Origin of the sequence: Nevskia ramosa DSM 11499 (genome assembly GCF_000420645.1) — a bacterium.
GTDB lineage: Bacteria > Pseudomonadota > Gammaproteobacteria > Nevskiales > Nevskiaceae > Nevskia > Nevskia ramosa.
The window spans coordinates 67,972-86,628 of the sequence record NZ_ATVI01000007.1; the positions used below are offsets into that span (position 1 = coordinate 67,972).

The 18,657-nt window shown below is 62.8% G+C and carries 14 protein-coding genes and 2 tRNA genes; 6 read left to right on the forward strand and 10 right to left on the reverse strand.

The annotated features are described in order from the left end of the window. Positions 1-30: 30 nt before the first annotated feature. From G513_RS0111685 to G513_RS0111725, 9 genes are all read right to left on the reverse strand, one after another. Positions 31-106 (reverse strand) — tRNA-Lys (locus tag G513_RS0111685). A gap of 17 nt (positions 107-123) precedes the next feature. Then, positions 124-200: transfer RNA gene (locus G513_RS0111690), tRNA-His, on the reverse strand. A 167-nt stretch (positions 201-367) separates the two neighbouring features. Continuing rightward, a complete protein-coding gene (locus G513_RS0111695; protein ID WP_022977030.1) occupies positions 368-1,153 on the reverse strand; it encodes an outer membrane lipoprotein-sorting protein in 786 nt (261 codons plus the stop codon). Further along, the gene (locus G513_RS0111700; protein ID WP_022977031.1) at positions 1,150-2,436 is read right to left on the reverse strand and encodes a DUF445 domain-containing protein; all 1,287 of its coding nucleotides are present in this window, start codon (positions 2,434-2,436) and stop codon (positions 1,150-1,152) included. Before G513_RS0111700 ends, G513_RS0111695 begins: the two co-directional genes overlap by 4 nt. Positions 2,437-2,516: 80 nt before the next feature. Then, positions 2,517-3,281, reverse strand: a complete 765-nt coding sequence (locus G513_RS22695; protein WP_022977032.1) for an Abi-alpha family protein — start codon at positions 3,279-3,281, stop codon at positions 2,517-2,519. Beyond that, on the reverse strand, positions 3,278-4,069 hold the full coding sequence (locus G513_RS0111710; protein ID WP_022977033.1) for a hypothetical protein: 792 nt from the start codon (positions 4,067-4,069) through the stop codon (positions 3,278-3,280). Before G513_RS0111710 ends, G513_RS22695 begins: the two co-directional genes overlap by 4 nt. Next, entirely contained in the window at positions 4,066-4,791 is a 726-nt protein-coding gene (locus G513_RS0111715) for a hypothetical protein (protein WP_022977034.1), read from the reverse strand. The genes G513_RS0111710 and G513_RS0111715 overlap by 4 nt, the downstream gene beginning before the upstream one ends. Positions 4,792-4,798: 7 nt before the next feature. Then, positions 4,799-7,012, reverse strand: coding sequence for a DUF1302 domain-containing protein (locus G513_RS0111720; protein ID WP_022977035.1), 2,214 nt, complete (start codon positions 7,010-7,012; stop codon positions 4,799-4,801). Then, on the reverse strand, positions 7,002-7,490 hold the full coding sequence (locus G513_RS0111725; protein ID WP_022977036.1) for a DUF4282 domain-containing protein: 489 nt from the start codon (positions 7,488-7,490) through the stop codon (positions 7,002-7,004). Before G513_RS0111725 ends, G513_RS0111720 begins: the two co-directional genes overlap by 11 nt. 324 nt (positions 7,491-7,814) lie before the next feature. On the opposite strand from G513_RS0111725, the gene G513_RS0111730 reads away from it, so the two are divergent. The 4 genes from G513_RS0111730 (at position 7,815) to G513_RS22705 (ending at position 14,520) form a co-directional block, all read left to right on the forward strand. Next, positions 7,815-8,468 carry a TetR/AcrR family transcriptional regulator gene (locus G513_RS0111730; protein ID WP_169560624.1) on the forward strand — a complete coding sequence of 218 codons (654 nt, stop codon included), beginning with the start codon at positions 7,815-7,817 and terminating at the stop codon, positions 8,466-8,468. Further along, positions 8,468-10,003 (forward strand): efflux transporter outer membrane subunit, encoded by a 1,536-nt coding sequence (locus G513_RS22700; protein WP_022977038.1) that lies wholly within the window; start codon positions 8,468-8,470, stop codon positions 10,001-10,003. Before G513_RS0111730 ends, G513_RS22700 begins: the two co-directional genes overlap by 1 nt. A gap of 88 nt (positions 10,004-10,091) precedes the next feature. Beyond that, on the forward strand, positions 10,092-11,372 hold the full coding sequence (locus G513_RS0111740; RefSeq protein WP_022977039.1) for an efflux RND transporter periplasmic adaptor subunit: 1,281 nt from the start codon (positions 10,092-10,094) through the stop codon (positions 11,370-11,372). Positions 11,373-11,421: 49 nt separating this feature from the next. Then, on the forward strand, positions 11,422-14,520 hold the full coding sequence (locus tag G513_RS22705) for an efflux RND transporter permease subunit (protein WP_022977040.1): 3,099 nt from the start codon (positions 11,422-11,424) through the stop codon (positions 14,518-14,520). Between the two features lie 118 nt (positions 14,521-14,638). Here G513_RS22705 and G513_RS0111750 read toward each other — a convergent pair whose 3' ends face one another. After that, the gene (locus G513_RS0111750) at positions 14,639-16,153 is read right to left on the reverse strand and encodes a leucyl aminopeptidase (protein ID WP_022977041.1); all 1,515 of its coding nucleotides are present in this window, start codon (positions 16,151-16,153) and stop codon (positions 14,639-14,641) included. A gap of 368 nt (positions 16,154-16,521) precedes the next feature. On the opposite strand from G513_RS0111750, the gene lptF reads away from it, so the two are divergent. Both lptF and lptG read left to right on the forward strand, forming a co-directional pair. Further along, positions 16,522-17,595 carry an LPS export ABC transporter permease LptF gene (lptF, locus tag G513_RS0111755; RefSeq protein ID WP_022977042.1) on the forward strand — a complete coding sequence of 358 codons (1,074 nt, stop codon included), beginning with the start codon at positions 16,522-16,524 and terminating at the stop codon, positions 17,593-17,595. Continuing rightward, complete coding sequence (gene lptG, locus G513_RS0111760) at positions 17,592-18,650, forward strand: LPS export ABC transporter permease LptG (RefSeq protein ID WP_022977043.1); 1,059 nt, start codon at positions 17,592-17,594, stop codon at positions 18,648-18,650. Before lptF ends, lptG begins: the two co-directional genes overlap by 4 nt. Positions 18,651-18,657 lie beyond the last annotated feature (7 nt).

The window sequence follows — 18,657 nt, forward strand, 5'->3', positions numbered from 1 at the left end:
GACCCGCTTGGACTTCGATTTTAAGCCGTATGGTGGGTTGCCCCGGACTCGAACCGGGAACCTACTGATTAAGAGTCAGCTGCTCTACCAATTGAGCTAGCAACCCGCACGACTTGCCGAAAATGGGGTGGACGATGGGACTCGAACCCACGACCTCTGGAATCACAATCCAGAGCTCTAACCAACTGAGCTACGCCCACCATAACTGCAATTACAACGCAGTTCGGTACCAACCTGAACTGTTCGCAAGGCTTTTGGAATCTTCAGGTTCTGCCTCGAACCGTCGAAGTGTCCTGCACTTCATTGCGGCGCGCAGTATACCCGTCTGTTGCCAATGTGCCAGCACTTTTTCACGATCTCCGATCTTTCATGGCTGGCGGTAGAACTTGTCGGGATTGAACAGCGCATCGGGCAGGACTTTGTCGGTCTGCTCGGTGCCAAGCCTGATCTCCGATCGGCTGCCTTCGCGAAGGTCCTGCATCAGCACCCTGCCTGCCCGCCAGCGGCCGTCGACCTGGGTCACCGTGGCCTGATCGACGATCAGCGTTTTCCACGGTACGCCGCCGTACAACTCGGCTTTCACCGGCAGGCACCAGAGGTCGTCTATGACCAGATCAGCGCGGTCGTAGAGGATGTCGGGATCGGTGGGCGGCACGTAGCGCCAGCGTTCGCCGGTCCGCGCGCCAACCTTGTCCGGCCCCACATAGCTGAACTGGCCGCCGCTCAGGCCGCTGAACAGGAACTTCAGATCGAAAGCGGACAGGCCGCTGCCGAACAGCGATTGCGCCACCGTGGCGCCGACCACCTTGCGCACCTTCCGCACGCTCGGCAGATAGAGATAGAACGCTTCCTTGCCGGACTTGCGCAGAAACAGATAGGAAGCTCCGGCGAGATCGGCGGGCGCTGCCAGCTTCAGCATCGCCTGCTGATCCGGTGAGCCACGGCGCCAGTACCAGCGGCCGGACAGACGCTTGATCGCGCCGTTGGCGTCGGTCTGGGTGATCGCGATGTCCTGCGCCAGGCTGGCCGCCGAGGCGTTGGCCGCGAGGCAGGCGCGCAGTACGGCTTCATCGCGCGCCGCCTTTGTCGGCAAGGCAAGCGCCAGACAGCACAGGGCCGCCCACCGCGCGGCGCGCGGCCCTGTGAAGCTCATTGCAGCAGCGAGAGTGCTGCGTCGACCACCGGCGCCTTCTTGGCCAGATGTTCCATGATGAACACCTGCATTTCGCCGACGATGAAGCCAAGCGATGCGCCGACGGCGATCAGGATCCACTCATCCTGCTCGAAAGCCGGATGCAGCAGGCCCTCGAATTCCTCGACCGACAGTTCGGTCATCTTGGTCGCCAGCGTGTCTTCGATCGCCATCGCGTCGGCGGCGTATTCCTCGATGTGCTTCAAGGTCGCCGGCAGGCGCTTCATGATCTCTTCGGCGACCAGGCGCTTCATCGCTTGGTACTTGCTGCTGCCGACCGCGAACACCACGAACGGCTTGGCGATGCCCGACTGCTCGTCGACCACCTTCTGCACCTGCTTCTGCACCATCGTGAACAGCTTGTCGGACAGCGGGCCCTTGAGCACCGCATCGATGATGTTGTGCGGGGTGACGATTTCCTTGGCGATCAGGCGCCCGTACTCGGCCGACACTTCGGCGCGGCGCTTCAGGAACAGGCCCTGCCATTCGACCAGGCCCATGAAGTACTTGGTCGGATGCTTGGGGTTGAACACCATCTTCAGCGCCAGCCAGTCGGTGAACCAGCCGGTGAACAGGCCGAACAGCGGCATCACCAGCGGGTTCTGGGTCAGCGCCCAGGTCACGGCCTGGACGATGCCGATGATGAAGCCGAAGTAGATGCCGGAATTGCGGATGAACTTGAATTCGCCGCTGCCAGCTTCCAGGAAGATGCGATTCAGCAGGGGTTTGTCGCGCAGCAGGTTCGAGACCACCATGTCCTTCAGATCGAACACCGAATCGATGTTCTGCTTGATGTCGATCATGATCGACCGGACGATGTTCGGCGCCTCGTTCTGGATGCGGCTGATGATCAGCCGCTTGACCGTTTCCGGCGCCGCTTCCCAGAGGCCCGGCGAGTAGACCGCCGCCACTTCGCGAGTGATGTCTTCCACGGCCGCAAGCAGCGGCTTCTCGATTTCCTTGGCGATGCGGTCGGGATCAAGCTTGTTGAAGATGTCTTCCGGCCTGATCAGCCGGGAGGTCATGGTGTCGCAGGCGATTGCCGCCATCGTCGCCGCCTTGCGCGGCACGATGCCCTGCCAGCCGAAAAACGGTTTGAAGCCGATGAACTCGATCGGCTGGAACATCATCTTGATCGCGACGATCTTGGTGACATAGCCGATCGCCGCTGCCACGAAGGGCATCGACAGATAGAGCCACCAGTTCAGCTGCACGTCGGCGACGATTTGTGACCAGCTTTGCATTGCCTTCTCCCCCTTGCGTCCAGCTTTATTGTTTTACGAATTGCCTTTTCAGCTTGGCACTGCGTTGTCGGTTGTGCGGCTCAATCTTCGGTGATCCGGCAGGCTTCCCACAGGTTGCGACCCAGCTCGGAAATTTTCAGCGTCCTGCGTTTGATCTGGCTGCGCTGACCCGCCGTCTTCATCTGCGCCATCAGCTTGCGCAGCACGTCGTCGGTTTCGAGGATTTCGTACTTGGTGGTCAGCGCGTAGTCCTCCGGCCCGGTCTCGACCAGCCCGGCAGCCGCCAGACGCTGCAGATAGCCTCGCGTCATCTCCGGCAACTGCACGCCGGCGGCACGGCCGACATTGCAGGTGTACTCCAGCACCGTGTGGGACACCATGCCGAGCTTCGACAGCGCGACCAGCGAGATCATCGGATAGGCCGATCCATCCGACAGCGCCGACAGGATGCGTGCCTCGTCCGGCAACAGATTGCGCACCAGCAGGCTGTAGTAAGCCAGCTCGGCCTGCTCCTTGGTCTGCTCGCTCGATGCCTGCAGCAAGGCGCGGAGGATCTCGCCTGGCGCGCGCAGCTCGCGAGTCGGCGCGTGGGTCTTGTCGATGCTTTCCATCGAGAAGGCGACCACCTGCACGGTCGTCGACTGCTCGCCCTCAAGACGATCGAGCCGCGCTTTCAGTTCGCCGAGCACGCGCTTCTCGGCCTTGCCGAGCTGCTCCTGGACGATCGCCCCGCCGGGCATCTTGGCGAGGATGCGATTGGCCAGCGCCGAACCCGTGGCACCTTCCTCACCGGTTGCTGCTTCGAGCGCGCGTTGCCACAGCGAAGGATTTTTCTTGTTGCTCATGATGCGGGCTCTCCGGCCGTGGATGGCTCTGTTCGATGGCCAGGTTGGGGCCGCTGGGGCAGCAGGATGTCGGGGGCTTTTTCGAGCCGCAGCGTATCGGCTTTCAAGCGCAGATCCGAGTGCTGGATGATGACTGGGATGGCCTCGGTCGGGGAAGTCACTTCTAGCCCGAACCGGGCAAGGATCGGCGTGGTCACTTCACGCTGCGCCTTGATCCGCGTCTTCAGCACGGTATCGACTGGCGCCTTGATCGTCTGATTCAGCTTGAGTCCGATCGGCCCATGGAATTTCACCCGCAGCGAGGTGTCGATCGGCACCACGAACTTCACCGGCTGCTCGAACTGCAGCGGAACCCGGCCCTTGAAAGCCACGTTCCGGAGTCGCTTGACGTTCTGGTAGACGAAATCGGTACGGCCTTCGATGTCGGCGAAGGTGTCCACCGGAATCAGGCCGCTGTACTCGATCGTGAACTTGACCGGCACCACCGTATCGAAATCGATGTCGGCGGTGTAATCGCCTTCGATCGGCAGATCGAGAGTCTGCTTGAACGGCACGATCGCATCGATGTAGCCATCGAGCTTGATCGTCACGTTGTTGGTGGCCTGGGCATAGGCGGTGAACTTCGGCGGCAGGGTGATCATGCCGGCCTGATCCGTAATCGTCAGGCCCACGAACAGATTGGCGTACAGCCAGAAACCGAGCGCAGCGGCCGCCAGCGCAAGTCCGCCAGCCGCAACCAGGCCGAGAACCCACTTGAACAGCCGGCCGACCCCGCCCGGTTTGCTCATGGAACTGGAGTCGGAGCAGTTGCTGCCGGCGCAGGATTGCCGCGCATGCCGAGCAGCACCGTGCGCAGTGGCAGCAGCAGATCGGATTCGACGATGACGATCTTCGCTGGATCAGGAATGGTGATGACGGCTTCAAGAGCCGATTTCACCGGCACGCTCATCTGGCTCTTGATCGGGATCGTCGTCGTGATGTCGGCCTTCAGCGGCACCGTCAGCGCCTGCTTGAGCCGGGCCTGTACCGGCGCACGAAACTTCAGCCGCACCAGTTGATCGACCGGAATGTTCAGGCTGACCGGCACCACTGCCTTGACCGGAATCTTTCCGCGCAGCGGCAGATCGTGCTTGTCACCGAGAATTTCGGCCTTGATCACCGTATCGATGTCGAGAATCTGGTCGATCTGGATCTTGTCGCGCACCGGCACATTCATCTTGATCGGCACATCGCCGTCGAAATCGGCCATCACGTTCAGGGTTTCGGCGATCGGAATGGTGATCACCTGATCGATCGGCACCGTCGTCTTGATGCTGGTATCAAGTTCGATTTCCAGATTGTTCAGCACCTGCGCCGAAACGCGCAGCGGCTCCGGAATGATCACCGTCGCTGGTTGATTGCTCAGCAGCAGGCGGGCATCGACATTGCGGAAGACCCAGACGCCGATCAGCACGCCGGCAATCACGCCGATGACGGCGATCAATCCGATCGCGGCAAGGAGATTTTTCATCCGGCTCTCAGAATTTGTAGGCAATGCTGGCGGCAACGAAATCGCGATCCGCCAGCGTGTTGCGGCGGCCGCCGCCGAAGAAGAAGGTGCTGACCAGGTTGACGTCGAAGTCGCCGTAGCTGAAGCGGAAGTCGCCGACCATCAGCTTGCGCCCTTCGAGAAAGTTTTCTGCCAGCCCGGGCGAGACGCCGTAGATGTCGTGGGTGAAGACCAGGAATGGGCTGACATCGAGGCCGGGAATCAGCACATCGGTGTAATGCAGCAGCGCGCCGAGGCGGTAGCCCGACGAGAACGAGGTGACATAGCCGCCGGTGTTGCGGATCGGATTGATGATGATCGCGTTGCCGGTGTCGAAAGCGCCCTGCCCGGCATGGGTATCGGTGCCCGGCGCCTCGAACTGCAGCCGCGAGCGCGACGGCAGGTTCGGCACCCAGATGCTGGTCAGCTCGAACAGCAGTGCCGAGTCCTTGGTGCCAAGAAAATGGGTGTTGCCGAAGACCTTGGTCAGGCCGATCGAACTTTGCTGCACCGCCAGCCGTTGGTAGCCGCGGATGTAGGCACCCGGAGCCACTTCACCCGGAATGCCGCCGCGGTAGCCAGTGAGGAAATCGGGAATCGCCGTCCGCGAACCGGGCACCGTGGTGCCGAGCACGTTCGGCGCGCCGGCCAGCGCCTGCAGCGTGCTGATCGCCCCGGGCAGATTGCCGGCTGCATTGCCGATCACCGCCAGCGCATTGCCCGGGTCCTGCAGCGCCAGCAGCAGACCTTCCACAGTGTTGTTGGCGGTGAATAGCGGAATGTCGTTGCGCGGCAGCGCCGGCTGCAGCGCGGCGAACAGCACGTCTTCGAGATCGATCTGCACCGGCTGGTTCGGCCGGAACGAGAACTCGCCGCGGATCGCCACGCCTTCATAGAGCGTCGAGAAGCTGGCGCCGAACAGATGGATGTCTTCCGGGTATTCGAGGAAGTACTGCGCGGTATCCAGCGGCACCGCTTCACGCAGATGAGTGCCAGGCACGCCGCAGGCAGCGATGAAGCTGGTCAGGTCGACCGGATCGATGCCGGCCGGGTTGCCCTCGGCGCGAGCGCAGCTGGCGTTGGCGGCGGTGGCGCTCGCCGTCGGAATGCGTGAGTGATAGCGCGAGTAGTACAGGCCTAATTCCGAACCGTGGAACCAATCGTTGTCCGGATGCCAGTACAGCGCCACGCCGAACTGCCCCTGATCGCGGGCATTTCGATTTTCGCCGCGCCGCAGAGTGAAGCTGGTGGTGCTGACGAGATCAAGAATGTCGTTGCCCGGCGTGCCGATCTGCAGCGGGTCATACGGCGCCTTGGCGAACGGCGCGATGATGCCTTCGTTTGCAGTCAGGTGATTGCTGGCGTTGAAGAACGAAAAATAGGAGCCACGCGGCGGAATGCCGACCGGCCTCCATTCGAACTGGTAGAAGGCCTCGAAGCTCAGATCGTCATTGAACGGGCCGCGCGCCAGCAGCATGCCAGCCGGCCGGTAGACCTCGTCCAGAGTGCCGCCGGGACGGGTGAGATTGTTGACGTCCGGCGGGTTGATGAAATTCAGGCTGCCCTGAGTCGCGAAGCTCGCTTCGCCCCACACCAGCCGCTGGCGGCCGATGCTGAAATCGATCGCCTGACCTCCGATCTCGAACGTGTCCTGCACGTAGGCATCGAGCAACTGCGCGCCGTAGCCGATCTGGTGGATGGTGTCGATGTCGCGCTTGTTGCGCACCACCTGCCCCGGCCCCGGACCTGGCACGACGATCTGGTTCGGGTGGTTCTCTTTCAAGGTGGCGTTGATGTAGTCGTAGAAGAACAGCCCGCCGACTTCGATCTTCAGGTTGTCCCGGCGGATCGAGAAACGCGAGGTCCACTTGATCGGCGAGGAAATGAAATCGCCCTTGTCGTAGTTCAGGTCGCCTTCGTCGTACACCGAATTGCGCGCGCCCGGCGCCAGCAGATAGCGGTTGTTCGGCTCGCTGTTGCTGGGGCTGACCGACAGGCATTCGTCGGCCGCGCACAGGTTCGGATCGAGATTGGACTTGCCGACCAGATTCGGATCACGGCCTTCGACACGTACTGCGGTGCCGATCGACACCCGGTTGGTCCACTCGTGGACCCAGCCTTCGGTCCAGCTGTCACCGGCGGGTTCGGCACTGGCCAGCAGCGGCGCCAGCAAGGCCGCAACGAAGATGGCCCTAACGCGCATCGGCGTCGCTCTGGCCGTCATCCTGGTCCTGATTCTTCCTGCTGCGCCTTGGCTTCCAGAACTGGATGCGCGGCAGCTCGATGATTTCGGTGCGATCGACGATGGTTTCGGTCTGGCCTTTCAAGGTGACGACGTGGCCCATCAGCGTTTCCAGGTTCACGAGGATCCGGAAGATCGACAGGATCACTTCAAGCGCCACCCGGACCACGACCACGCCGGAGACGAACAGCACCGGCATGATCAGCAAGGTCCAGGCAAGTCCCAGGGTGAGCGAGTAGCCGAACACCAGCACCGACAGATAGATGTTGATCGCCGCCACGCCGGCGACGCAGAGCAGATAGATGGCCGGCGCCATCCGCGTGGTGACAATGGTGCGCAACTGCAGATCGGTCAGCCCGACCAGCACCTCCGACAGCTCTGCGCGCGCAGCCGCCCAGGCCGGCATGCCATCCGTCGAACCCTGAGGGTCTGCCTTCATCACCGAATCTCCCCGCCCCCACCACCGACGGCTTGGCCGCCTTGTTCTGTCATTTTCGGGATCGCCGTCGGCGCTGATTCCGTGAACCGGCAAGCGATCTCGTCAAAGCAGACTACACATGACTGTGACATCCGACAATGGCAGAGTCCGTGCCCTCGCCCTCCGGCTTGATCCGGCGTTCCGCGCCTCGCAGCGCACATCAAACCGTCATTGCTTGCCAGCACATTAATGGCGTGGTTAGAATGACTAACCGTCCGGTCAGTCAGTAGCTTGCTCACCGCTTCGAAACCCTTTCAGCCCTGCCGGATGTCACGAGTCGATGCGATGAGCCTTCCAGCCGGTGCCCGGTCGATTCTCGATGCTGCCGCGTCGCTTTTTTCCAGGACCGGCTTTGATGCCGTGTCGCTGTCGGAGATCGCGTCGCGCGCCGGCGTCTGCAAGGCCAACATCTTTCATCACTTCGATTCCAAGGAAGCGCTGTATCTCGATGTGATGCGCGAAGCCTGCAAGGGTCACGCGGAGTTCGCCGAACAGTTGCTGCTGCAGCCGCTCAGTTCCACCGAGAAACTGCTACGTCTGGTCGAGTTCGAATTTCACGACATGTTCGAGAACGAGGCCCGCACCCAGTTGATCTTTCGCGAAGTGCTCAATGCCGGCAGCGGCAAGGGCCGCGAGATCGCCGAAAACATCTTCCAGCGCAATTGCGATGCCGTCATCGCCTTGTTCCAGGAAGGGGTCGATCGCGGCGAGTTCCGGCCCGAGCTTGATCCGGGTATCGCAGCCTGGATGCTCGGCGCCAGCGAAATGATGTTCTTCCAGAACCGCAACATCCTGAGCCGCACGCCCGGCATGGGTAATGCGACCGTTCCAGCCGAGTACGCCGTGAAAATCGTGAAGACGCTGCTGCATGGCCTGCTGCCCGACAACGCGGCGAGCGTCGCGGTCGACGCTGCCCAATTCCAGAGGAAACCGACGTGATGATGCAACTGCCTTCACGGACCCGACTGAGCCTGTTCGCTTCGGCCTTGTTTGCCAGCGGCTGCGCGCTGGGTCCGGACTTCACCACGCCTGCGGCTCCGGAAACCGCGCGCTACACCAGCGAAGCGCTGCCCGGTGCGACCGTTTCCACCGCAGTCGTGGGCGGTGAAGCGCAACAGTTCCTGGCCGGCAAAGCACTGCCGGATCGCTGGTGGACGCTGTTCGGTGCGCCGAAGCTCGATGCGCTGGTCGAACAGGCCCTGATCGCCAGCCCGAGCGTCGCTTCCGCGCAGGCGGCGCTGCGCGTGGCTCAGCTTAACTATCGCGCCGAACGTTCCAGCCTGTTCCCTACGGTGGACGGCACTTTCGATGCCTCGCGCCAGAAAATCGATACCGCCACCTTCGGTAATCCAGGCGGCGGCGGCGTGATCTACAACCTGTACAACACCTCTGTCGGCGTCAGCTACGGGCTCGATCTGTGGGGCGGCACGCGGCGCGGCGTCGAAGCCGAGCGGGCGGCCGCCGAGTTCCAGCAATGGCAGCTTGAAGCCACCTATCAGACGCTGATCGCCAACGTCGTCACCACGGCGTTCCGCGAGATCGAGCAGCGCACCCTGATGGTCGGCCAGGAGCTGGTGATCCGGCAGCAGGAATCGCTGCTGAAGATCACCCAGGCCCGTTATGACAGTGGCGCCATCGCTCGCTCCGAACTGCTGTCGATGCAGTCGCAGGTCGCTACCGAGCGCGGCAAGCTGCCGGCCTACAAGCTGGCGATGACCCAGGCGCAGAACCAGCTCGCGGTCTATCTCGGCAAGCTGCCGAGCGAGTACGTCAGCGCGCCGTTCGAACTCGATGAACTGAACTTGCCGCAGGAGCTGCCGATCTCGCTGCCGTCGTCGCTGGTCCGTCAGCGGCCTGACATCCGGGCTGCGGAAGCGACGATGCACGAGGCGTCGGCACGGGTCGGCGTGGCCACGGCGAACCTGCTGCCGCAGATCGCGCTGACCGCCAAGTTCGGCACCCAGGCTTCGGTCATCGATCAGCTGTTCACCGGCAATGTCTGGTCGATTGCCGGCAATGTCACCCAGCCTCTGTTCAATGCCGGAAAGCTGCGAGCCGAACGCCGTGCCGCATTCGCGACTCTCGACAAGACGGCGGCCGATTACCGGCAGACCGTGCTCGATGCCTTCCGCAATGTCGCCGATGCGCTGCGTGCACTGGAAACCGACGCCGAGTATCTGCAGGCCCAGTACACCGCCGCTGATTTGTCTGCGCAGAGCCTGAAACTGACCGAAAGCCAGTACAAGCTCGGCAGCAGCAGCTCGCTGGCCGTGCTCGATGCCCAGACCCGCGATACCCAGGCCCGCGCCGGCTACATCGCCGCCCGCGTCTCCCGTCTCAGCGATACCGCCGCGCTGTTCCAGGCGCTTGGCGGCGGCTGGGCAACCCGAAATGCAGACGCCGAACTGCCCAATGGCCCGCCGGGCGGCACGCTGCCGACCGAATCGGCCAGCTCATCCGTGGGTGCGCCGTGATCGCCGCCCCCAACTGCTGCACACGATCATCCAATCACTCGACTGACCGCGCCTCGAAGCTCGGAATGCAAAACTCCCGGAGAACCTCATGAAGCGCTGGCTCACCCTCATCGGCGTCGTCGTTCTGATCCTGGTCGTCATCGTCGGCGTCAAGGCGTTTCAGATCAAAAAAATGATGGCCGGCTTCGCGGCCGCGCCGGAACCGCAGGTCGCGGTTTCCACGCTGACCGCCGCATTCGAAGAGTGGCAGCCGACCCAGGCCGCCGCGGGTTCGGTGCGTGCGGTGCGCGGCGTGACCCTGTCGACGGAAGTCGCGGGCCTGGTCGACAACGTGTCGTTCCGCTCCGGTGACGAGGTCAAGGCTGGCGAGCGGCTGGTGCAGCTCAATGCGGTCAGCGATGTGGCCCGGCTCGATGCCCTGAAGGCCGATCTGCGGCTGGCCGAAAGCGTGGCCAAGCGTGATCAGGAACAGCGCAGCGCCGATGCGATCAGCCAGGCCCAGCTCGACCAGTCGGAATCGACTCTCGCCTCGGCACGCGCCGCAGTGGCCGAACAGGCAGCGACGGTAGCCAAGAAAACCATCGCCGCGCCGTTCTCGGGACGGCTCGGCATCTCGACGCTGAACCGCGGTCAGTACTTGAATCCGGGCGATGCGATTGTCAGCATCCAGCAGCTCGATCCGATCTACATCGACTTCAATCTGCCGCAGAAGGCGCTCGCCTCGTTGTCGCTGGGCCAGAAGGTATCGGCGGTGTCCGACAGCTTCCCCGGCGTCGCCTTCACCGGCGAGATCAGCGCCGTCGAGCCGGCGATCGATGCCGATACCCGCAACGTCAAGGTGCAGGCGACGCTGAAGAATCCGGACAAGAAACTGCTGCCGGGCATGTTCGCCAATGTCGAAGTGACCGTCGGCGCCAAGGCTCGCTATCTGACCGTGCCGCAGACCGCCGTCAGCTTCAATCCCTACGGTGAAACGGTGTTCCTGGTGGTGCCGCGCGGCAGCGAGAAGGCGGACGATCCGAACACCCCGGCGGCGCTGAAGAAAACCCAGCGGCTCGACGCCGAGGACGCCAAGATCAAGTCGGCACAAGCTGCTGAAGTGGCCAAGGCGGAAGGCAAGGAAGCGCCAGCTGCTGCGCCCGCACCGCCGGCGCCAGCCTCCGACGCGCCGCCGGTGATGGTGGCTCGTCAAGTGTTCGTCACGGTCGGCCCGACCCGTGGCGATCAGGTGGCGATCCTGACCGGCGTCAAGGAAGGCGACATCGTCGTCACCAGCGGCCAGTTGAAGCTGAAGACCGGCATCAAGGTGGCGGTCAACAACGACGTGCAGCCGGCCAATAACGCCACTCCGAAGCCGGTCGACGAGTGAGCCGGTCCCTGTTCACTGGCCCCGCTCGCTCAAGGACGATGAGATCCTCATGAAATTCACCGATCTGTTCATCAAGAAGCCGGTCCTGGCGACCGTCGTCAGCCTGATGATCCTGGTGCTCGGCCTGCGCTCGATGTTCGGGCTGCCGGTGCGCCAGTATCCGCTGACCGAAAATGCCACCGTGACCGTGACCACGGTCTATTACGGCGCCAACGCCGATGTCGTCGCCGGCTTCATCACCACGCCGATCGAAGCGGCCGTGGCGCAGGCGCAGGGCATCGACTACCTGACCTCGACCAGCGTCGCCGGCGCTTCGACGATCACTGCGACCCTGGTGCTCAACTACGACGCCAATCGTGCGTTGAACGAGATCAACACCAAGGTCCAGTCGGTGATCAACCAGCTGCCCGCGGAAGCGCAGCAGCCGGTGCTGACCGTACAGGTCGGTGAAGCAGTCGCGGCGATGTACATGGGTTTCCACTCGACGAGCATTCCGTCGAACAAGGTCACCGACTACATCGTTCGCGTCGTCCAGCCGAAGCTGCAGACGGTCTCTGGCGTCAAGCAGGCGGAATTGCTCGGCGGACGCCAGTTCGCGCTGCGCGCCTGGCTCGATCCGCAGAAGCTGGCCGCCGTCGGCCTGACCGCGGCTGACGTCTATACGGCCCTGTCCAACAACAATTACCTGTCGGCGCTGGGCACCACGCGCGGCGACATGGTCAGCGTCGATCTGACCGCCGGCACCGATCTGCATTCGATCGAGCAATTCCAGAAGCTGGTCATCAAGCAGAAAGGCAGCTCGCTGGTGCGTCTGGAAGACGTCGCCAAGGTGTCGCTGGGTGCCGAAAGCTACGATTCCGGTACCCGCTTCGACGGCAAGCAGTCGGTCTTCATCGGCATCAAGGTGGCGCCGGACGCCAACGCGCTGACCGTGATCAAGAACGTCCGCGCCGCTTTCCCGGAACTGGTGGCCCAGCTTCCGGAAGGCCTGAAAGGCGAGATCGTCTACGACTCCACCGAGTACATCAGCGCCTCGATCAGCGAAGTGGAGAAGACGCTGATCGAAGCACTTGCCATCGTCACAGTGGTGATCTTCCTGTTCCTCGGCAGCTTCCGCTCGGTGATCATCCCGATCATCGCCATGCCGCTGAGCCTGATCGGCGCGTTCTTCGTGATGCTGGTGCTCGGTTATTCGATCAACCTGCTGACCCTGCTGGCGCTGGTGCTGGCGATCGGCCTGGTCGTCGATGACGCGATCATCGTCGTCGAGAACGTCGACCGTCACATGAAGATGGGCAAGACGCCGCTGCAGGCGGCGCTGGTCGGCGCCCGCGAACTGGCCGGGCCGATCATCGCGATCTCGGTGGTGTTGATCGCGGTCTATGTGCCGATCGGCTTCCAGGGCGGCCTGACCGGCGTGCTGTTCTCCGAGTTCGCGTTCACCCTGGCCGGTGCGGTCGCGGTATCTGCCGTGGTGGCGCTGACTCTGTCGCCGATGATGTGCGCGATGTTCCTGCGCGACGATCACGGCTCCAACCGCTTCGTGCAGATGCTCGATCGCAACTTCGAGCGCTTCTCGGCTTCCTATCGGCGGATGCTCGGCCGGATGCTCAACGGCTGGGTCACCATCGTGGTCTTCGGCTTCGTGATCATGGGCCTGATCGCGGTGATGATGGTGATGCCGATGGCCGGCGTACTCGCGAAAAGCGAACTGGCGCCAGCCGAAGATCAGGGCTTTCTGATCCACATCGTCAGCGGTCCGCCGAATGCGACGCTGAAGCAGATGTCGACCTACACCGACCAGATCTACGGCGTGATGAAGGAAACGCCGGAGTACGCCAGCGCGTTCCAGATCGAAGGCGTCGGCACGGTCAACTCCGGAATCGGCGGCTTCGTGGCCGTGCCGTACGCGGATCGCACACGCGATACCAATGCGCTGTCGGTCGATCTCCAGAATCGCAGCAACAAGATTGCCGGTGCCAACATCTTCTGGGTCAATCCACCGCCGCTGCCCGGTGGCGGCAATGGCCTGCCGATCCAGTTCGTGATCAACACTACCGATTCCTTCGAGAAGCTCTATGCGGTGGCCGATGCCGTGGTCAGCAAGGCGCAGGCGACCGGCAAGTTCTACGTGCTCGACAACGGCCTGAAGATCGACAAGCCGCAGACCACGGTCAACGTCGATCGCGACAAGGTGGCCGCACTTGGTCTGACCATGCGCGATGTCGGCGGCGCGCTCGGTTCATTGCTGGGCGGCGGCTACGTCAACTACTTCTCGATCGAGGGGCGTTCGTACAAGGTCATTCCGCAGGTGCAGACCAGCGATCGCCTGAATGCCGATCAGCTGGACAACTACTACATCCGCACTTCGACCGGTGGCATGGTGCCGGCTTCGACCGTGGTGACGCTGAAGACCGAAACCGTGCCGCAGTCGATTCCGCACTTTCAGCAGATGAACTCGGCCACCATCGGCGCCGTATTCGGCGGCACCCAGGGTGAAGCGCTGAAGATCCTCAACGACATCGCCAAGGAAACCCTGCCGCAGGGCTACACGATCGATTACGGCGGTGTGTCGCGGCAGTACGTCCGGGAATCCGGCGGCTTCCTGACCACCATGGTGTTCGCACTGGTGATCATCTTCCTGACCCTGGCCGCGCAGTTCGAAAGCTTCCGCGATCCGCTGGTGGTGATGATGTCGGTGCCGATGGCGATCTTCGGCGCGATGGTGTTCATCTTTCTGGACTTCGCCACGCTGAACGTCTACACGCAAGTGGGACTGGTGACGCTGGTCGGCCTGATCGCCAAGCACGGCATCCTGATCGTGCAGTTCGCCAACGAGCAGGTGGCGCTGGGTCACAGCAAGCGTGAAGCGATCGAGATCGCTGCCGAAACCCGTCTTCGGCCGATCCTGATGACCACCGCCGCGATGGTGCTCGGCGTCATGCCGCTGGTCATCGCCAGCGGTGCCGGCGCCGTAGGCCGCAATCACATGGGTCTGGTGATCGCCACCGGCATCACTATCGGCACCGTGTTCACGCTGTTCGTGGTCCCGGCGATGTACCTGTGGCTGGCCAGCGCTCACAAGGCGAAGAAAACGCCGGCCGCCGAACCTGAGGCAACAACGGAGCCGGTTCCGCATCGGTTCTGAGTTCTTCGAACCTAGGCGTACATGAAAAACCCCTGCATCCGGTGTTCGCCGGATGCAGGGGTTTTTCGTTGCGCTGCGCGAGTGGAATGGACGGCCAAGCCGCCATTCCACTCTGCGATCAGTCGTCGCCGCGCTTCGCCGCCACGTTGATCAGGTACTGGGTCAGCAGCGGCACCGGGCGACCCGTCGCCGCCTTGCCGTGCCAGGCCGTGCCGGCGATGTCGAGATGCGCCCACTTCATCTTCTTGGTGAAGCGATGCAGGAACATGGCGGCGACGATCGCCCCTGCCTCACCAGCACCGACCGTCGCGATGTTGGCGATGTCGGCGAATTCGCTCTTGATCTGGCCGTCGTACTCATTCCACAGCGGCAGTTCCCAGGCGCGGTCACCAATCTGCTCGCCGGCAGCCAGCAACTGGCGCGCCAGACCCGGCTGATTCGAGAACAAACCCGAAGCGTGGCTGCCGAGCGCGACGACGCAGGCACCCGTCAGTGTGGCCATGTCGATGCAGATGCGCGGATCGTAGGTGCGTTCGGTATAGGTCAGCGCATCGCAGAGGATCAGGCGACCTTCGGCATCGGTATTCAGCACTTCGATGGTGATGCCGGCCATGCTGATGACGATGTCGCCCGGCTTGCTCGCCGCGCCATCAGGCAGGTTTTCGCTCGCCGCGACGACGCCGATGACATTGATCGGAAGCTTCAGTTCGGCCATTGCCGCGAAAGCGCCGATGACACTGGCGCCGCCGCACATGTCGAACTTCATTTCATCCATCTTTGCAGCCGGCTTGATGGAAATGCCGCCGGCGTCGAAGGTCAGACCCTTGCCGACCAGCGCGATCGGCGCTTCGCCCGGCGTGCCCTTCAGGTATTCCATGATGATCAGCTTCGCCGGCTGGCGACTGCCGCGGCTCACCGACAGCAGCGCGCCCATGCCGAGCGCTTCCATGTCCGACTCTTCGAGAATCTTGACCGTGAATTCGTACTTCTTGCCGAGATCGATGGCGGTCTGGGCCAGGAAGGTCGGCGTGCAGATATTGCCGGGCAGATTCGACAGCCGCTTGGCCAGCGAAACGCCTTCGGTGATCGCCTGCGCTTCCTGCAGCCCTTTCTCGCCGGCCGGCAGATCGCTGCGCCGGGGCACATCGAAAGTCAGGCGCTCGATCTTCGGCAGCACAATGTCTTCGCGCGACTTCTCGCCGCGCATTTCGTCAAAACGATAGAACTCGGTATCGGTGGCCAGCGCCGCCTGCAGCACGTTCCAATGATAGTCGCGCCCCTTGACCGGCAGATGCGTCAGATAGCTGACGGCATCGATCGCGCCGGTATTTCGCAATGCCCGGGCGGCAGCCGAATGAACCTTGCGGAACGCGGCTTCATCGAAATCGCGCTCCTTGCCGAGGCCGACCAGCAGCACGCGATCGCAGAACACGCCGGACACGTTGTGCAGGACCACGGTGCGGCCGAGTTTGCCGTCCATGTCCCCCCGACGCATGATGCTGCCGAGCAGACCATCGCTGGCTTTATCGATTGTTTCGGCCGCTTCGGTGGTGTTGCGACGGTCAAAGATGCCGACAATGACGCAGGCAACACGTTGTTTCTCGGGGTTGCCGCTCTTGACGAAATATTCCATTTCGATCGTTCAGTTTCAGGAGTTAAGTAGGCAGGGTCGACAGATCGGCTGTTGATCTGAGAAATTTAAATTTGCTTATCCGAATCTAGCGAAAAATCACGATTTTGCTAGCGGTTTTTTTTTACCAGAGTTGGGAATTGAGTGCCTCTTTCGTCAAGAACCTGTCTTTTTCACCGATTCTGATGAATTCTCACCGGCATGCCTGCAATTGCTCTGCCAGAAACTGTGACCCAGTTCCTTGACCGCACGTTTGATCGGATGATTCCGAAAGGCTTTTGCCGACGTCGCGACCCCGGTTCCGTTTCCCGCCGGCCTGCCAGCATCGGCTGGTGGTCAGTTACGATAGGGGCCGTGAACCATCATCTTTAATGAACCAGCGCATTCTCGACCGCTACCTGCTGCGCGAAGTGTTGTCCGCGTGGGCGGCCGTCACTTTCATCCTGTTGGCGATCATGATCGCCACCCGTTTCGCCAGCGTGCTCGGCGTCGCCGCCAAGGGCGAGTTGCCGCGCGAGCTGCTGATGAACGTCGCGCTGCTGTCCAGCCTCCGCTATCTGGTGATCCTGATCCCGGTGTCGCTGCTGCTCGGCATCATGCTATCGCTCGGCCGGCTCTACAGCGATAACGAAATCACCGCAATGACTGCGTGTGGCTCAGGACTCGGTCGTCTCTATCGGCCCTTTCTCGGCCTGGCTGCGGTGCTGACCGGGCTGACCGCGGCGCTGTCGTTCTCGATCGGCCCCTGGGCGGGCCGGCAAGCGGATTTCCTGGTCAAGGATGCCAAGCGGCTGGTGCAGTTCACGCCATTCGAGGCTGGCCAGTTCAAGACCGTGGCGGGTGGCCGCGCGGTGTTCTATACCGATTCGATCAGTGCCGATGGCCGCAACCTGGGCCGGGTATTCGCCGAGATCGAGGAAACGGCAGCGTCCAGCGTCGTCGTCGCCGATCACGGCGATCAACAGATCGACACGGTCACTGGAGACCGCGTGGTCACCTTGCGCAACGGCCACCGCTATTCCGGCACGCCGGGTGACGCCGCCTACGAAGTGAGCAACTTCGATGCGTTGACCCTGCGCCTGTCGCCGCCGCCATTCACCTACCTCAACAACCAGCGCAAGCTCAGCCCGACCGCAGCGTTGCTCGGCAGCGATGATCCGAAGGATCTGGCCGAACTGCATTTCCGCATCGCCGCGCCGGTATCGGTGCTGATCCTGGCGCTGCTCGCGGTGCCGCTGTCGCACCTGCGGCCACGGCAGGGCCGCTACAGCAAGATCGTCTTCGGCATCCTCGCCTACCTGCTCTACACCAACCTGCTCGGCGTCGGCCAGGCCTGGATCGGCAAGGGCCAGATGCCGACCGGCTTCGGCCTGTGGTGGGCGCATGCGCTGGTACTGGGTGCGGCGCTGTGGATGATCCGGCGCCGTCAGCAGGTCGTCGCATGAACCAGCTCGACCGCTACATCATCCGCACGGTGCTGGCGCTGACCGGCCTGGTCGCGCTCGGTCTGGTGACGATCTACACGCTGGTGGTGTTCATTTCGGACATCGGCGAAACCGGCAAAGGCACGTACGGAGTCCTGCAGGTGGTTCAGTACAGCCTGTTGATGATGCCGTCGAGCCTGTACATCCTGCTGCCGATCGTGGCCCTGCTCGGCGGCCTGCTCGGCATCGGCGCCCTGGCCCGCAGCAGCGAGCTGACGGCGATGCGCGCAGCGGGCGTGTCGATGCTCAGGATCGGCGGCGCAACCCTGACGGCCGGCGCCATGCTCGGGGCTTTCGGCTATGTCCTCGGCGACTGGCTGGGTCCGGCCGGCGAACGTCTGGCCGGGGAGCTTCGTGACGACGCGCGCGGCGAACGCGGCACCTTGGACCGCTCGCTATGGTTGCGCGACGCCGACAACATCCTGCGCATCCGCAGCCTGCTCGCCGAAGACCACGGCCGCGATCTCACCGTGTTCCGCACCGCCGCCGATGGCAGCCTGGTCCAGGTATCGACCGTCGACGAAGCCCGCTATGTCGACGGCCACTGGCTGATGACCGGCATCAAGCGCACCGAACTGAGCCGCGACCATACCAAGGTGGTCAAGCTCGACCAGATCGAGATCACCGGCTCGATCACGCCCAACGTATTGAAACTGTTCATTCTTGAAGGCGATGTGCTGTCGGTCCGCGGCCTGTACAACCTGGTGGCCTACATGGACGACAACAAGCTGGATGCGACCAAATACCGCATCTGGCTGTGGCGCAAGCTGGTCGAACCCGTCACGGTGATGGTGATGATGCTGTTCGCGGTGCCGTTCGTGGTTGGCACGCTGCGCGACTCCGGCGCCGGCCAGCGGCTGATCGCCGGCGTGATGGTTGGCATCGTCTTCTACGTGCTCAACAAGGTATCGGTCAGCATCGGCGATCTGTACCGCTGGCCAGCCCCGATGGCCGCCGGCCTGCCGACTTTCCTGCTCGCGATCATCGCTACCTGGCGTCTGCGCGCCGCCCGCTGAATCGGCG

Coding starts and splice junctions, on each gene's coding strand:
- G513_RS0111695 (WP_022977030.1), bottom strand. CDS start 1,153: ATGAGCTTCACAGGGCCGCGCGCCGCGCGGTGGGCGGCCCTGTGCTGT.
- G513_RS0111700 (WP_022977031.1), bottom strand. CDS start 2,436: ATGCAAAGCTGGTCACAAATCGTCGCCGACGTGCAGCTGAACTGGTGG.
- G513_RS22695 (WP_022977032.1), bottom strand. CDS start 3,281: ATGAGCAACAAGAAAAATCCTTCGCTGTGGCAACGCGCGCTCGAAGCA.
- G513_RS0111710 (WP_022977033.1), bottom strand. CDS start 4,069: ATGAGCAAACCGGGCGGGGTCGGCCGGCTGTTCAAGTGGGTTCTCGGC.
- G513_RS0111715 (WP_022977034.1), bottom strand. CDS start 4,791: ATGAAAAATCTCCTTGCCGCGATCGGATTGATCGCCGTCATCGGCGTG.
- G513_RS0111720 (WP_022977035.1), bottom strand. CDS start 7,012: ATGCGCGTTAGGGCCATCTTCGTTGCGGCCTTGCTGGCGCCGCTGCTG.
- G513_RS0111725 (WP_022977036.1), bottom strand. CDS start 7,490: ATGAAGGCAGACCCTCAGGGTTCGACGGATGGCATGCCGGCCTGGGCG.
- G513_RS0111730 (WP_169560624.1), top strand. CDS start 7,815: ATGAGCCTTCCAGCCGGTGCCCGGTCGATTCTCGATGCTGCCGCGTCG.
- G513_RS22700 (WP_022977038.1), top strand. CDS start 8,468: ATGATGCAACTGCCTTCACGGACCCGACTGAGCCTGTTCGCTTCGGCC.
- G513_RS0111740 (WP_022977039.1), top strand. CDS start 10,092: ATGAAGCGCTGGCTCACCCTCATCGGCGTCGTCGTTCTGATCCTGGTC.
- G513_RS22705 (WP_022977040.1), top strand. CDS start 11,422: ATGAAATTCACCGATCTGTTCATCAAGAAGCCGGTCCTGGCGACCGTC.
- G513_RS0111750 (WP_022977041.1), bottom strand. CDS start 16,153: ATGGAATATTTCGTCAAGAGCGGCAACCCCGAGAAACAACGTGTTGCC.
- lptF (WP_022977042.1), top strand. CDS start 16,522: ATGAACCAGCGCATTCTCGACCGCTACCTGCTGCGCGAAGTGTTGTCC.
- lptG (WP_022977043.1), top strand. CDS start 17,592: ATGAACCAGCTCGACCGCTACATCATCCGCACGGTGCTGGCGCTGACC.